Genomic DNA, 15,543 nt, shown 5'->3' with positions numbered 1-15,543 from the left:
ATCAGGGTGATGCCGGAGACGGGCCCGTTTCACCCGGCCTGGGCGATGCTCGTTCACCCCCTTGGCCCGGACGCTGGTCGATGGCAGCGACCTGCCTTGCAAGGGGGGAGAAATGACGACTGCCAGTGAACTGGGCACTATCCAGACGCAGGTTCCCTCTCGGCTGGATCGTCTGCCCTGGTCGAGGTTCCACTGGAGAATCGTGATCGGCCTCGGGACCGTCTGGGTCCTGGACGGGTTGGAGGTCACGATCGTGGGTTCGATCGCCGCCCGGATGACCGAGCCGGGCAGCGGGATCGACATCTCCAGCGGCGGCATAGGCACCGCCGCGGCCTTCTACGTCGCCGGCGCATGCCTGGGTGCGCTCTTCTTCGGCCAGCTCACCGATCGCTTCGGACGCAAGAAACTGTTCATGCTCACACTGGGGCTGTACCTGGTGGCGACCGTGGCGACCGCCTTCGCTACCGAGGCGTGGTACTTGTTCCTGTTCCGCTTCCTCACCGGCGCCGGTATCGGCGGTGAGTACGCGGCCATCAACTCGGCCATCGACGAGCTGATCCCCGCCCGCAACCGCGGCCGGGTGGACCTCGCCATCAACGGCAGCTACTGGCTGGGCGCGGCCGTCGGAAGCCTCGGCAGCGTGCTGCTCCTCAACGATGCCCTGCTGTCGGCGAATCTCGGCTGGCGGCTGGCCTTCGCCATCGGCGGGGTCCTCGGGCTGGGGATCATGCTGGTGCGCCGGAACGTCCCGGAAAGCCCCCGATGGCTGTTCATTCATGGACATGAGGACGAGGCGGAACGGATCGTCGCCCGGATCGAACGGGAGGTCCAGGCCGAGAAGCGGAAGCCGCTGCCTCCTCCGGCGCAGAGCATCACCGTGCGCCAGCGCAGGTCGATCGGCTTCGGTGAGATCGCCCGCGTGACGGTCAGGCGCTATCCCAACCGCACCGTGCTCGGGCTCTCACTCTTCGTCGGCCAGGCGTTCATGTACAACGCCGTCACGTTCGACCTGGGCACTATCCTCAGCGATTTCTTCGACGTCGCATCCGGCACGGTGCCCTACTTCATGGCCGCGTTCGCGCTCGGCAACCTGATGGGGCCGCTGGTGCTCGGACGCCTCTTCGACACCGTCGGCCGCAAGCCGATGATCGCCGGCACCTACTTCGGCTCCGCGGCGCTGATCGCAACGACGGCGGCCCTGCTCATGGCGGACATGCTGACTTCGACGACGTTCATCGTCCTTGTCGCGCTGAGCTTCTTCGTCGCGTCGGCCGGGGCCAGCTCCGCCTACCTCACGGTCAGCGAGATCTTCCCGATGGAGACCCGGGCCCTCGCGATCGCCCTGTTCTTCGCCGTCGGCACCGCGGTCGGCGGGATCACCGGCCCGGCGCTCTTCGGCCAGTTCATCGGCAGCGGCCGCCTGGATCTGGTCGCTCTCGGGTTCTTCATCGGGTGCGGAGCGATGATGCTGGGCGGGATCGCCGAGCTGATCTTCGGTGTCCGCGCCGAACAGCAGTCTCTGGAGAACATCGCCCGTCCGCTGACCGCGGAGGAGGCCGACGCCGCCACGCCGCAGGAGCAGGAGAGCCTCCGGCGGGCCGAAATGGAGCGGGAGCTGTCGCCGGAGGACATGCGCCTGGCCGCCGAACGCGATCGCCGCGTCCGGGAACGTGCGGCCCGGCGCCATGAGCGGGAGACGACGGGGCCGCAGCGCTTCCGTCCCGGCCCCGGGGGCTCGCAGGCCTACTCGCCGGGAATGATGGGGACCACGGGCACGCCAAGCCGATCGACGGCGGTCGCCGAGCGGGAACTCGACCATGAGATCGAGGATCTCGCCCGCGCGACCGCGGAGGGTCCGGTGGAGCGGCGCGACCTGGCGGAGCGGGTCGGTGCCCGAGGCTGGGGCCCCGGCCGGTTCAGAAGCGCCCTGGTCGAGGCGACCAAGGAGGGGCGCCTGCGGCGGCTACCGCACCACAGGTACGGCCCCGGAGACCCCAGAAGGGACGAGCAATGACGCTCGCCTGCCGTCCTGGCGAACCGCCGCCGTAGCAGGTCGGGTGATCGGCTGCGGTGAGCGACTGCAAGGCCCGGGAGGTTCAGAGAAGCCGAGCCTCCCGGGCCTTGCGCACCGCCTCCCGGCGCCGGGAGGCGGTGAGCTTCCGGTAGATGTGGCGCGTGTGTGTCTTCACGGTGTTGACCGAGAGGTGCAGTTCGGCCGCGATCTCCTCGGTCGTCAAGACGCTCTGCAGGTACCGCAGCACCGTCAGCTCCCGCTCGGTCAGCGGTTCGAGGGGGCCGTCCGTCCCCCCGGCGGCGCATCCGACGATCTCCATGATGAACGGCCGGCATGCCGTCCCCGAGTCCAGATGGGCGCTCAGCAGCCGCCGCGCGGCCCGGCCCTCGCGGAGGAACACCCCCGTGAAACGCTCGTGATCGGCGAGCCGCAGGGTCTTCTCCAGGGTCGTGGACGCGTGCCGGTCATGGCCGAGACGGTCGGCGGCCAACGCTTCCAGCAGGCCCGCTTCCAGTCTGAGCCCCAGTTCACCGTTCGGCGCGCCGGCGGCCGTCAGTATCGCCGTGTCCGGATCGCCGTCCCTCAGCTGCGTGCGCGCGAGCGCGACCGCCAGCGGCGCCGAGCCGCCCGATGCCCCCGCCTGGTCGGCCAGGAGCCGGGCGGCCGTGCCGGTGTCCCCGAGGCTCGTCCGCAGCGCCGCCTCGGCGGCGGTGAACCGGTGCGCGATGTACGTCGGCACCGGCCAGCCGGTGAGTTCGTGGTGGGCCTCGCGCAGTACCTCGTCCGCGTGGGAGCGGTGTTCGCCCGCCTGAAGCGACCACAGCCGGACGATGCCGATCAGCGCGGCGAGCAGCCGGTCACCGGAATTCTCCGCGAGATCCAGGTACCGCGCGGCCTCGTTCCCTTCACCCCACTCGTGGTGCGTGATCGCCAACGCGAGATAGGCGTACCCGCGGACTCCGGGCGCCGCCGTGAAGCCGAGCGAGTCCTGGGCGGTCCGTCCCGCGAGATGGAGTTCGCCGAGCAGGGCACGGGCCACGGCGAGCCTGCTGAGGCACACCGCCCGGGCCCGGTCCAGGCCCGCACGCTCGGCCGCGGCCAGCCCGTCGTCCAGTGCCCTTTCCGCCGTGCGCAGGTCCCCGGTCGCCAGCCGGGCCGTGCCGAGCGCGGAAAGGGCGACCGAACGGGCGCCTTCACCGTCCTCCCGGTGCGCGAGGAGCCGCGATGCCTGGGAGAACGTCGCGGCGACGTTCCCCGCCGCCACCGACCGCGTCAGGCGAATCGCCGTGGCCTTCTCATCGCCGGCCTCGGCCGCGTGGTGGTCCTCGGCGAGCCGCAGGTAGCGGTCGGTTCCTCGCCGATCACCGAGGATCCGCTGGTTCACCGCGCAGGCCAGCGCAAGATCCGGGTTGTCGCGCAGCGCCGCTTCCGGTGGCGCGGGGTCGGACGCCCAGAACGGTGGGGCCGAATCCGACAGCACGAGATCGGGCCAGTGGTCGGCCAGGAGATCCGTGGCCATCCGCCAGTCCGGGGACAGGAGGGCGTGCCGGAGCGCCTCCGGGGATGAGCCTCGCGCGGCGTACCATGCGGCCGCGCGCCGATGCAGGTCGGGGACTCGCCGAGGCGCGCGCCTGGCCAGCTCGCGGCGAAGGAAATCGCCGAGAAGACGGTGGCAGCGATACGCGGAGCGCCGGTCGCCGGCCGGGTCGAGGAAGGCGCCGGCGTCGCCCAGTTCGGCCAGGATCCGTTCACCGTCCGACCGGCCGGTGAGGGCGTCCGCCAGGCCGCCGGTGAGCCGTTCCAGCACAGAGCCGCACAGCAGGACCTCCAGATGCCCGCCGTCGAGACCGTCCAGCACTTCCGCGGCGAAGTAGCCCGCGATGGTCTCGTGGTCGCCGGTCAGCCCGGCCACGAAGCGCGGCGGATCACAGTGTCCTCGCATGGACAGCCCCGCGAGCCGCAGGCCCGCCGGCCAGCCCTCTGTCCGCTGGAGCAGCATGCGCGTGTATCGGTCGGGCAGTTCCAGGCCCAGTGTGGCCAGCAGTTCGACGGTCTCCGCCATGGTGAACGAAAGCTCAGCGGCCTCCAGCACGGTGACCGCGCCGGCGAGCCGTGAACGTGCCAGCGGGGGTCCCGGGCCACCGCGCGTCACGATGATCACCCGTAGTGCCCGCCCGGCGTGCCGGACCAGATACTCCAGCCCCTTCAGGATCTGCGGGTCGCGTATCCGATGGAAATCGTCGAGGACGACGCCTACGGGTGCGGCGGATCCGGCCAGCACGGCCGCCAGCCGGGCCAGGAACACGTCATGGGGCGCCTCGTCCGGCGACGGCAGGGCGTCGCCCGGGAATCCTCCCGTGGAGTTCAGCGCCGCCCGCAGGTAGGACCAGAATCGGGGGTCGTCCCCGTCTTCGACGCCGAGCCAGCCGACCCGGAGGTCCGTCGCCCTCGTCCACCAGCTCAGCAGCACGGACTTCCCCCAGCCGGGCGGAGCGTTCACCAGCGTCAACGGCCGTCGCAGTCCCGTGTCGAGAACGCGGCCGAGGCGTGGACGCTCCACCAGCCCCGGTGGAGGGGCGGGCACCTCCAGCTTCGAACCCAGCAGTGGTACCTCGGTCACGCCCACCACCCTGCGCGTGCCGCAACGCGCCCCATATCCTCAGTACGGGTAGCAACCGACGATGAGCGCCCTCGAGTGACCCGGCGGTGGTCACCGGAGGATCAGTTCCGCTTGTACATTTCCCTACCTGCGTCTTCGGCTGGACGTGGCCTTCCCGGGAAGGCCACGATCATGGGTCCGGAGTCCCTGTTCATCGTCGGCCTGGCCGTCACGGTCGTGGTACTGCTCTCCAGGGCCCTGGCCGCGCGTATGGGAGTGCCCGACGCGATCCTTCTCGTCGTGCTCGGCGCGGCGGCGGCGTTCCTGCCGGGCATGCCCGAGATCGCGCTACCACCGGAAGTGGTGCTGCTGGGCTTCCTGCCCCCGCTCGTCTACTACGCCGCGTTCTTCAGCGCCCCTCGCGAGGCGAAGGCGGACGCCGTGCCGATCACGGCGCTCGCGATCGGCCTGACGACGGTGACCACCCTCGCCGTCGCCGCGGTCCTGCGGGGGATCCTGCCCGACCTGAGCTGGGCGGCCGCCATCGCCCTCGGTGCCGCCGTCGCCCCCACCGACCCCGTCGCCGCGATCTCGATCATGAAGCGGCTGAACGCGCCGGGCCGGCTCGTGACCATCGTCGAAGGTGAGAACCTCATCAACGACGCCGTCGCGCTCACCGCCTTCGTGCTTGCCGTCGAGGCGCTGACGACGTCCTTCACCCTCGGGCACGGCATCGCGCGGCTGGCCGAGGTCGTCGCCGGCGGTGTGGCGTACGGCCTCCTGGTGGGTTTCGTCGCGTCCCGCCTCCGCCGCAGGATCCGCGATCCCGGCAGCCAGATCGTCGTGAGCCTGCTGACGCCGTACCTCGCGTTCGTCCCGGCCGACGAGCTCGGCTTCTCCGGGGTGCTCGCCGCCGTCTGCGCGGGCTTCTACCTCGGTACCCGCGGAGAGGGCATGCTCCAGCCGGCGTCCCGGCTGCCCGGACAGCTGTTCTGGCAGGTGCTGGTCTTCCTCCTCGAATCGGCGCTGTTCGTGCTGCTCGGCCTTGAGGTCCGCCTCATCGTGCGCCAGCTGACCGGCGCGGCGTGGTCGTCGGCGATCCTCGGCGCGGTCGCGGTCACGGCCGTCATCGTGGCCCTGCGGCTCGCCTGGACGCAGTTCGTCTTCCCGCTCTCCCGGTACCTGCCCGGTCGGCACTTCGCCTTCGACCATCTGCCCTGGCGCGACCGGCTCGTCATCGGCTGGAGCGGTATGCGCGGCGCGATCTCACTGGCGATCGTGCTGTCCCTGCCGATGTCCGCGCCGGGTCTGCCGCCGGAACGGCGCGGCGAGCGGCTCTTCGTGATCGGCGCCGTCGTGTTCACCGCCCTGATCGGGTATGCGACCACGCTGCCCGGCCTGCTGAGACGGCTGGGCATGACCGAGTCCGACCGCGTCCGGATCGAGTACCAGGAGGCACGGAAGGCCGTGGTGGACGCCGCCCTCGCCCGGCTGGACGAGCTCATCGAGAAGGGCGAGGTCGACGATCGCACCGGCGGGACCTTCCGCCGGCTGTACGAGAGCCTCCGGGACCAGGTCCGCACCGAATCCGGCGAGGACCTCGACGAGGAGGTCACCGACGTCCTCGTCCTGCGCCGCGAACTGGTGCGAACGCAGCGCGAGAAGCTGCGCCGGCTCTACTCCGAAGGCAGGATCAGCGCAGAGGTGATGCGGGCCGTGGACCGGTGGCTCGATCTCGAGGACCCCGACATCCGGGAAGTCGGCTGACCGGGAGGACCTGTCAACCCTGAGGATGTGCCGGACCGGCCGGGCGGGCAACGTCCCATTGAGACAACGTCCAACGAGAGGCTAAGACGATGGCACTGCCCAGCATCCGCCGCCCCGCCGACACGATGCTCAACCCGAGGCCGAGGGCTTTCGACCCCCTCTACGAGCAGATGGAACAACTGGTCAACGCGGCCTTCGCCGGTACCGCCACGGATCTGCCCTGGGCGCCTGCGGGGGACGTGAGCGAGACCGACGACGCCTACGTGATCGAGACCGAACTTCCCGGCCTGAAGAAGGACGAGATCGACGTATCCCTCCACGACCGGGAGTTGACCATCACGGGAGAGGTCAAGGAGCGGGAGAGGCGCGGGCTGCGGCATCACAAGCAGCGGCGCACCGGCCGGTTCGAGTACCGCGTGTACCTGCCCGGTGACATCGATGCCGAGCGGATCGACGCGAAACTGTCAGACGGCGTGCTCACCGTGACGGTCCCCAAGGCCACGACCGAGAAGGACCGCCACATCGAGGTCAAGGGCTGACCCGTACGGGGCACTTCCCCCGCATCCGCGGGAGGGACCGATGATCGTTCGTTGCGAGCACTGCGGCACGAAGAACCGTGTGCCGGGCGCCGCCGCCGGCGGACCGGTCTGCGGCAACTGTCACCGGCCGCTCCCGTGGATCGCAGACGCCGGAGACGAGGACTTCACCGAGGTCGCCGAGCGCTCCTCCGTACCGGTCCTCGTCGACCTGTGGGCGACCTGGTGCGCGCCGTGCCGCACGGTCAGCCCGGCACTGGAGCGCATCGCCCACAAGATGGCGGGGCGGCTGAAACTCGTGAAGATCGACATAGACCGGGCACCGAAGATCCGGGAGCGCTTCGCCGTGCGTGCCGTTCCCACGCTGCTGCTGATGCGCGACGGGAAGGTGATCGACCGGAGAGCGGGCGCAGTACCTGCCGGTCCGCTCCGCACGTGGGTGGAGGAAGCCCTTGGAAGAGACACCTGATCTGTACGGCGCCTACCCTCGACTCGACCGGGAGCAGATCGGGCTGGTCGCGGCATACGGGGAACGACGCCCGACCCGTCGCGGCGACGTCCTCTTCTCGGAAGGGGACCGTGACCACGACTTCATCGTGCTCGTGGCCGGGACGGTGGTGATGCTCGACAAGGGCGAGGTCATCCGCGTGCACGGACCGGGACGCTTCCTCGGCGAGCTCGGCCTGCTGACCGGTCAACCGACGTTCCTCACCGCCCGCGTCGAGGACCCCGGTGAGGTGATCGCGGTACGGCCGCGATGCCTGCGCGAGCTGGCCGAACGGGAGCCCTGGTTCGGCGACCTCGTCCTGCGCGCGTTTCTCATCCGTCGCTCCCTGCTCATCGAGCACGGCGCCGGGCTACGGATCATCGGCTCGCACTTCTCTCCCCGCTGCCTGCGCCTGCGCGACTTCGCCGCCCGCAACCGGCTGCCGCACCGGTGGATCGACGTCGAGGACGACGAGGACGCCGAATCGCTTCTCACGAAGCTCGGCGTCCCGGCGTCCGAAACTCCCGTCGTGATCCTGAACGGTGAGCGGGTGCTGCGCAATCCGGGAGACAACGAGCTCCACCGACTGCTCGGGCTGCCGCCGTCGGCGCCGTCCTCCTCGGCGCACGACATGCTCGTCATCGGCGCGGGCCCCGCCGGGCTGGCCGCGGCCGTGTACGGCTCCTCGGACGGCCTGGACACGATGGTCGTCGATGCCATCGCGACCGGGGGACAGGCCGGGAAGTCGTCCAAGATCGAGAACTACCTCGGCTTCCCCGTCGGCATCTCGGGCGCGGAGCTGACCGAACGGGCGGTCATCCAGGCCAGAAGGTTCGGCGCGAGACTGCACGTGCCCGGCGGCGCCACGGGGTTGCACGCGGGCAACGGCCGGTACACCGTCGATCTCGACGGAGGCGGTGAGGTGTCCGGCCGCACGGTCGTCATCGCGACCGGCGCCCGCTACCGCCGGCTGGACGTCCCGCGCCTTGACGACTACGACGGCGCCGGCGTGTACTTCGCGGCGACCCAGGTGGAGGCGCTCCAGTGCCGTCACGTACCGGTGGCCATCGTCGGTGGCGGCAACTCTGCGGGTCAGGCGGCCGTCTTCCTGGCCCGGTACGCCACGCGCGTGTTGCTCTTCGTCCGGGGCGGAGAACTCGGCGAGAACATGTCGCGCTACCTGATCGACAGGATCGAACACTGCCCCGAGATCGAAGTGTTCCCGCACACCGAGATCCGTGAACTGCGCGGTCATGATCTCCTGGAGGAGGTCGTCACCAAGAACAACCGGAACGGTGAGGTCCGCCGCTTCGGGGTGCGCGCATTGTTCGTCTTCATCGGAGCCGACCCCTGCGTCGCCTGGTTGTCCGGCATGGTCGACCTCGATGACAGGGGGTATGTGCGCACCGGCGGCCCACAGGCCCTGCCGCTGGAGACCAATCTCCCCGGCGTGCTGGCCGCGGGTGATGTGCGGAGCGGCTCGATCAAGCGGGTCGCCTCCGCGGTGGGAGAGGGAGCGATGGCCGTCCACCTGGCGTTCGAGCGCCTGGGGTGATGTGGGCGTGGAATGAACGGTGACCAGCGGCTACGTGGGGCGGCACGCACTGCCGTCACGCCGGTGCGGGTGCGATTGAAGCGGCTGCGCACACAGCCGACGACCATCGTGATCGCCCGCCTCGCCGTGACAGCGGTTCTTGCGTTCCAGTTCGCGTCCTGGCTACCCGCTACCAGCCCAAGACCCGTCCTCGCCCCTCTGACCGCACTCCTCGTCGTTCAGGTCACGCTGTACCAGACCATTCACCATGTCTGGCAACGCGTCGTCAGCGTCGTCGTCGGCGTGTTGGTCGCGGCACTGCTGTCGAGCGTATTGGGATTCAGCTGGTGGAGCCTGGGCCTGGCTATCACGGCCGCACTGATCTGCGGATTCGTCATGCGGCTAGGCAACTACGTCCTCGAGGTGCCGATCAGCGCGATGCTCATCCTCGCCCTCGAAACCGGCGCCGCGGCCACGGGGCGGATCGTGGAGACCCTCGTCGGCGCGCTCACCGGCCTGATCGCCGGGCTGCTGACCTCGCCCATCAAGATCCAAGCAGCCGAGGAGGCGCTGGAGGACCTCAGCGACACCATGGCCCGTCACCTCCACGCCATCGCCGACGCGGTCGAAGAACGCCCCGAACCACGCATCTTCGACGAATTGCTCTCCCGGGCCCGCTCCCTCACCTGGGAAGTCCAACGCGTGGACGCCGAACTCGTACACGCCGAGGAAAGCGTCCGCCTCAATCCGCAAGGCGTCGGAATGCTGCGGTCCATGGTGGCGTTGCGCGAGACTCTGGTCGCACTGGAACACTGCGGAGTCACCATCCGCGGCCTCGCCCGCTGCCTCGCCGACCACGCCCACGAACCCGAGCAGGGGCACGAGGACCCCCTGTCCAACAGCGACACCCGCGTCCTGCTGGCCACGACCACGAGGCATCTGGCCTCGGCGCTGGGCACCTACGGGCGGATGCGCCGGCAGCAGTTCACCACAGGCGACACCGACCTCGAGGACCAGATCGCCTCCCACCTGGACACCGCGAGGGAAGATCGCGTCAAGCTGACCGGGATGCTGCGGGCCGACAGCCCCGACTGGCCGCTCCATGGCGAACTCCTCGTCCACCTGGACCGCCTGAGAAGCGAACTGGAGTCCGGGCGACGAACCCGAGCGGCAAGGCGCCCGAGCCGCCGACTCCGCATCCCCAAGCCTTCACCCCCCGCCACACTCAGCCCGATCCGGCGACGAACCGACCTCCGCCGAGCACGCTCCTAACCCACACCCACCATCGACAAGCCGCGCCTCGTCACGCCCCAACCAACCCAAACCGAATCAACTGGGGTGAAGCCCACCGAATTCAAGCCGTAAGCGATCATGTCCGCGTGCCTATCCACGCCTGCCAGCTCGTCGGCACGGCGGCCGTCACCGAATCAAAGGCAACACGGCTAGAGCCGGCACAAGCCGGCAACCAAACAGGGAAACGAACCAGGTGGAGTCCAGACCTAAGCCGCCCGCTACGTCACTCCCACCATTACCGGACGAGGCGCCATCGCCGTCCGCGCAGCCCTCCGCTGGCTCGGCACCCCCTACTCCTGGGGCGGCGGCGGACCTTCCGGCCCTACTACGGCATCGCCCACGGCGCAGCCACCAAAGGCTTCGACTGCTCCGGCCTCACCCAACACGCCTGGGCCCAAGCAGCCTCCACCTAACCCGAGTCGCCGCCGCCCGTTACAACGCTGGACCCCACATCCCCCGCCCTCACCTTCAACCCGGTGACCTGCTCTTCTTCGCCACCAACCCCACCAACCCAGCCACCATTCACCACGTCGGGATCTACCACGGCCAGGGCCGCATGATCCACGCCCCTCACACCGGCGACGTCGTCCGCACTCCCGAAGAAGCCACAGACCAGTGTGGAAGGCCTGAGAGGATGTAAAACGTCACTGATGTCACCAGCCCCAGACCTCCTTCGGAACCTCTAGTGCACACGGGAACACCGAGAGGTTCCGAAGTAGTTTTGGACACTACAGTCCATTTCGAATGAGCGACAGAGTCAAAGCTCTGTGTAATATCACTAGCTCAATTGCCGTGGCGCCCGCCTTCACCGGCGGGCGAGGATCACACCGACTCCGACCGGTTCCACTTGTGCAGCGCTAACCGTGGGTGGCTCCCGCCTTCGCTGGCGGGCGAGGAAAGCTGGCCAGATGGTTGTGCGAACGCGGCAGTGCGTTCTATCTAGAGTCGCTGCTCGTCGGCAGTCAGGAGATCAGGCCGTCAGGGCCGTTTCGGCTTCTGTTGCCCAGCTGGCTGCCGATGAGCGTCGCCGCGTTGTCGAGGGCGGCTGTTCTGGGTGGGCGCCGATATGACCGAACTGGCAAGGCACGCCCGGGTCGGCAATACAGGCATCTTTAGAGCGATAAGGAACTGACTACAGCCGTCGGGTGGTTGCTTCGCCTCACAGAGGTCTGTCCGCGGACCACCTCCACGGGCGTGGGGACCACGCGGCCGTCGCCTACCACCGCAGACGCCCTTTCGTGGTCCCCACGGGCGTGGGTACCACGCACCGTTGGGCGCGGATGACGTCGTAGGAACCGGACCACCCCCACAGGCGTGGGGAGCACGATGCTGGCGGCTGCGGCGTGGTGGGCGGCGGCGGACCACCCCCACAGGCGTGGGGAGCACCCGGGAGGTACCACTCCCGACCCCTTGAGTCGCGGACCACCCCCACAGGCGTGGGGAGCACGTCATTCCCGAGATCAGCAGGGCCATCCCGGACGGACCACCCCCACAGGCGTGGGGAGCACATACCGGTTCGCAACCTTCAAGAACTCAGCGGCGGACCACCCCCACAGGCGTGGGGAGCACACCGTCGTCACCGAATGCCGCGTCCCACCGACCGGACCACCCCCACAGGCGTGGGGAGCACCGCGAAGTGGCCACCCAGGTTTAAGCCAGGGCCGGACCACCCCCACAGGCGTGGGGAGCACCGCACCTGGCCCCCGCCGCCCATGTTGAGCGGCGGACCACCCCACAGGCGTGGGGAGCACTCGACCTCGGCGATGGGCACCTGCTGGTCGTACGGACCACCCCCACGGGCGTGGGGAGCACCGACCCGCGCTCGCTCCTCGGTTGACTGGCGGCGGACCACCCCCACGGGCGTGGGGAGCACCTCGTAACGCTCCCGCGCCCGGACTACCGCCACGGACCACCCCCACGGGCGTGGGGAGCACGTCATGCGCCGCGAGCCGCGAGCGCCACAGGACGGACCACCCCCACGGGCGTGGGGAGCACGCCGGCGGTGTCACCGGCAACGTCCTCGACCACGGACCACCCCCACGGGCGTGGGGAGCACCATCACCCCCGGCCAGGTGGGCAAGTTCCTGGCGGACCACCCCCACGGGCGTGGGGAGCACGGTCCACATGGGAAGATCCTCCGAACTATGTCCGGACCACCCCCACGGGCGTGGGGAGCACTCTTCTTGACCTGCGGCTTCACAAGTGCGCATGGGGTTTATGTTTCGTGTTGTTGGGCTCTTGCGCCGTCTGCCGCCGCATGGGTGGAGCTTACTCTTGGCTGGTGGCCCCGGACTGTCAGTCCTCGTCGCTACGGTCGGTCTATCGTGAGTCACGGGCTATGAGGGAATGAGGTCATGACGGGGAATCCGCTTGAGGTTCCCGGTGTCGATCTGGCGCTGTGGGGCAAGCGCCGTGGTCTGCCGGGTCCCTATCCGGTGGTGTGTCATCTTTTAGATGCGGCTGCCGCGATGGGTGTGCTGTGGGATCTCTATGTCAGTGCTGCCGGACGGCGGCACATCGCTGCGGGGCTCGGCGTCGATGATGAGCGTGCCCGGCGGGTGTTGATGTTCTGGGCGGCGCTTCATGACGTTGGGAAGGTCACCTTTACCTTCCAGGCTCTGGCGGAGGACGCGTTCCCCGAGTTGGTGGGGTATCCGGATGTTCCCGGGGAGCGGATTCGTCACGACCAGGCCGCGCATCAGTGGCTCGGGCCCGCTTTGCGGCAGGTCGGTTACCGCGCGCGGAGCTTGCGTGATGAGGCGTTCATGGTTGCGCAACTCCTTGGTGGGCATCATGGGCGGTTCTTCGAGTTGAAGCGGGATACGAGTGACCCGCTGGTGTACTTCCCGTCGCTGGGAGGCGGTAAGTGGGAGCAGCAGCGTCAAGCCCTGCTCGGTGCGGTCCATTCGGTTCTCGGGGAGCCAGAGCCACCGGAAAAGCGTATGGACGCTGACGTTGCCGGGTTGGTGTGCGGGCTCGTGGTTCTGGCGGACTGGCTGGTCAGCCAGGACTTCTTCGTCAAAGGGCGGCTCAAGGCGCGACCGAACGCGAACGATGCGGCTTCTCTGAAGGCGCATCTGGTGGAGAGTACGCGCCAGGTACCGGGGTTGCTGAAGGAGGCGGGCCTGGGCCGGCTCAGGCTTCAACCCGGCACGTTCGAGGACGAGTTCCCGTTCAACCCGAACTACCTCCAGCGGTCGCTGGCCGACGCGCTTCCCGCGCTGGTTGGTGAGCGTCCTGGCCTGCTTTTGATCACTGCGCCCATGGGGGATGGCAAGACGGAGATCGCGTTGCACTCGGCTCGGGTCATGGGTGAGGCCTGTGGTGTGCCCGGGATCTTCGTGGGGCTTCCGACGATGGCGACGGCCGATCAGATCTACGAGCGCGTGATGGAGTACGGGCTGCGCCGTGCGATCGACCCGGCGCCGTTGACGCTGTTGCACAGCATGGCGTGGCTGAATCCGGTGTATTCGCGAGACGTCCCGCCGAGTGGCGAGCCCGATGCCGAGATCTTGACGGGGGAGGGCGCACGTGGGGCGTGGACTGCTGCCACGGACTGGCTCCAGGCGCGGAACCGGGGAGTACTGGCCCCCTTCTCCGTGGGCACGATCGACCAGGCTCTGCTCGCCGCGCTGTGCGGTAAGCACAACATGCTGAGAATGATGGGCTTATCAGGCAAGGTCATCATCATCGACGAGGTCCACGCCTACGACGCCTATATGCAGGGGCTCTTGCGTCGTCTGCTGACCTGGCTCGGGAGGCTGGGCGTACCGGTCGTCCTTTTGTCGGCCACGCTTCCACGGCAGATCGGCCACCGATTGGTCGAGGCTTACCTTCTCGGCGCAGGTCACCGCTCGCCGATCGAGGTGACCGCTGGTTATCCAGGGTGGTTGTACGCGGACGCTGAGAGCGGGCGGGTCACGTCCAGGGCGTTGGACACCGAATCGCGGTCGCTGGACGTCGAGCTTCACGAAGTTCCCATCGGGAAGGACGGCCGAGCCGAGCGCAGTTCCGTTTTCCGAGAGCTCCTGAAGCCGCTGGTCGAGACGAACTCAGGTTGCGTGGGGATCATCTGCAACACCGTCGCCGAGGCGCAGCAGACTTTCGAGGATCTTCAGGATTGGCTGGGCAAGAGCTTTGCTGATGGCACACGGCGGCCACAGCTTCAACTATTGCACTCTCGGTTCCCTGCGGAAGAGCGTGCCGAAATCACCCGGACGGTCGTAGAATCTTTCGGTAAGACGGGGAAGGCGAGCGGAAAACGCCCGACGACCGCCGCCATTCTCGTCGCGACTCAGGTTGTGGAGCAATCCATCGACCTGGATTTCGACTTTCTCATCAGCGACCTGGCGCCGATAGCGTTGCTCTTGCAACGTGCTGGCCGGTGCTGGCGGCATCCGCACAATCCCCGTCCCAGTTGGGTATCACGGGCCCGGCTGGCGGTCCTGTCGCCGGTTTCGGCGGGTGGGCGTCCCGCCGTGCCGGATTCGTGGCCGTTCGTCTATCCTGCCGCCCTCTTGCGCCGTACGAGGGAAGAGCTAGCAAAGCTCGCAACGGCGCCGATCCGGATCCCCGACGATGTTCAGCCACTGGTCGATGCCGTCTACGATGAAGACTTCCTCGACCCGAACAGTCAGATGGCCGATGACGATGTTGAGCGAATTGCGGACGAGCAGGTCAAGACGTTCATATCGCAACAGGTCACCATTCCGGAGCCCGCGGACGTCACCAGTCTTCATGCGCTGACGAGTTCGGACATTGACGAGGAGGTCATCCGGACCAGGCTCGGTGCCGATTCGGCGCGGGTCATCTGCTGTTACCAGGCCCCATCCGGAAGGTTGTTCCTTGATCCTTCTCTGAGGGACGAACTCCCTATGCGGGGGAGCCTAGACAAAGGACGGTTCACCAAGGCCGAAGTACGGATGCTCCTCGCCCGGATGATCCCTGTTCCTGCCGCGTGGGTGCGAGGACCAGACCCAAAGGACCCGCACTTGGTCGCCTGGCGTGAGAACGCCCATCTGCGCGATGTCCTCTTGCTGAGACATCCCGTTGACGGCGATGGCCGAATACGGCCAGCCGAGTTCGGAAACAATTCCTTCGTTCTGTCGCCACAACTGGGGCTCGTGCGTCTAGCGTGCCGATGACGCAGAACGACGGCCCACGGCAACCTTCTTAGGAAGGTTGCCGTGTGCGGTGCTCTGCCTGCAACCCCCACTGTCGTGGGGAACTTGACCTAGCTGCTGCCCGTCGGCCCACCGCAACCGGATCACCCCCACTGTCGTGGGGAATTTCGTCGCCTCGTTGTACCGAGAC

9 protein-coding genes and 2 CRISPR repeat arrays are annotated in these 15,543 nt (G+C 68.4%); of the genes, 8 read left to right on the top strand and 1 reads right to left on the bottom strand.

The window, feature by feature from the left end:
- The first annotated feature begins 202 nt into the window (after positions 1 to 202).
- A complete protein-coding gene (locus D0T12_RS32665) occupies positions 203 to 2,014 on the top strand; it encodes an MFS transporter (RefSeq protein ID WP_233526427.1) in 1,812 nt (603 codons plus the stop codon).
- A gap of 82 nt (positions 2,015 to 2,096) precedes the next feature.
- Here the strand turns inward: D0T12_RS32665 and D0T12_RS32660 are convergent, their stop codons facing one another.
- On the bottom strand, positions 2,097 to 4,634 hold the full coding sequence (locus D0T12_RS32660) for a LuxR C-terminal-related transcriptional regulator (RefSeq protein WP_147339728.1): 2,538 nt from the start codon (positions 4,632 to 4,634) through the stop codon (positions 2,097 to 2,099).
- A gap of 171 nt (positions 4,635 to 4,805) precedes the next feature.
- Here D0T12_RS32660 and D0T12_RS32655 point away from each other — a divergent pair, with 171 nt between their 5' ends.
- The 7 genes from D0T12_RS32655 (at position 4,806) to cas3 (ending at position 15,374) form a co-directional block, all read left to right on the top strand.
- Entirely contained in the window at positions 4,806 to 6,380 is a 1,575-nt protein-coding gene (locus D0T12_RS32655) for a Na+/H+ antiporter (RefSeq protein WP_117404666.1), read from the top strand.
- 89 nt (positions 6,381 to 6,469) lie between these two features.
- Positions 6,470 to 6,919, top strand: a complete 450-nt coding sequence (locus D0T12_RS32650; protein ID WP_199487837.1) for an Hsp20/alpha crystallin family protein — start codon at positions 6,470 to 6,472, stop codon at positions 6,917 to 6,919.
- 40 nt (positions 6,920 to 6,959) lie between these two features.
- Complete coding sequence (gene trxA, locus D0T12_RS32645; RefSeq protein WP_117404664.1) at positions 6,960 to 7,385, top strand: thioredoxin; 426 nt, start codon at positions 6,960 to 6,962, stop codon at positions 7,383 to 7,385.
- Entirely contained in the window at positions 7,369 to 8,958 is a 1,590-nt protein-coding gene (locus tag D0T12_RS32640) for an FAD-dependent oxidoreductase (protein WP_199487836.1), read from the top strand. The genes trxA and D0T12_RS32640 overlap by 17 nt, the downstream gene beginning before the upstream one ends.
- A 63-nt stretch (positions 8,959 to 9,021) precedes the next feature.
- On the top strand, positions 9,022 to 10,209 hold the full coding sequence (locus D0T12_RS32635) for an FUSC family protein (protein WP_158581720.1): 1,188 nt from the start codon (positions 9,022 to 9,024) through the stop codon (positions 10,207 to 10,209).
- A gap of 214 nt (positions 10,210 to 10,423) precedes the next feature.
- Entirely contained in the window at positions 10,424 to 10,870 is a 447-nt protein-coding gene (locus D0T12_RS32630) for a C40 family peptidase (RefSeq protein ID WP_158581719.1), read from the top strand.
- A gap of 656 nt (positions 10,871 to 11,526) precedes the next feature.
- Positions 11,527 to 11,921: a CRISPR direct-repeat array (repeat unit 29 nt).
- Between the two features lie 91 nt (positions 11,922 to 12,012).
- A CRISPR array of direct repeats spans positions 12,013 to 12,408; the repeat unit is 29 nt; unit sequence CGGACCACCCCCACGGGCGTGGGGAGCAC.
- A gap of 176 nt (positions 12,409 to 12,584) precedes the next feature.
- Positions 12,585 to 15,374 carry a CRISPR-associated helicase Cas3' gene (cas3, locus tag D0T12_RS32625; protein ID WP_117404656.1) on the top strand — a complete coding sequence of 930 codons (2,790 nt, stop codon included), beginning with the start codon at positions 12,585 to 12,587 and terminating at the stop codon, positions 15,372 to 15,374.
- Positions 15,375 to 15,543 lie beyond the last annotated feature (169 nt).

Source organism: Actinomadura spongiicola, assembly GCF_003432485.1.
Classification (GTDB): domain Bacteria; phylum Actinomycetota; class Actinomycetes; order Streptosporangiales; family Streptosporangiaceae; genus Spirillospora; species Spirillospora spongiicola.
The sequence above is the reverse complement of the archived record's forward strand: the minus strand, read 5'-3'. Positions and strand labels throughout refer to the sequence as shown.

Bases quoted from the DNA above. Each gene is read 5' to 3' on its own strand.
- D0T12_RS32650 (WP_199487837.1), top strand. From the start codon at position 6,470: ATGGCACTGCCCAGCATCCGCCGCCCCGCCGACACGATGCTCAACCCG.
- trxA (WP_117404664.1), top strand. From the start codon at position 6,960: ATGATCGTTCGTTGCGAGCACTGCGGCACGAAGAACCGTGTGCCGGGC.
- cas3 (WP_117404656.1), top strand. From the start codon at position 12,585: ATGACGGGGAATCCGCTTGAGGTTCCCGGTGTCGATCTGGCGCTGTGG.
- D0T12_RS32655 (WP_117404666.1), top strand. From the start codon at position 4,806: ATGGGTCCGGAGTCCCTGTTCATCGTCGGCCTGGCCGTCACGGTCGTG.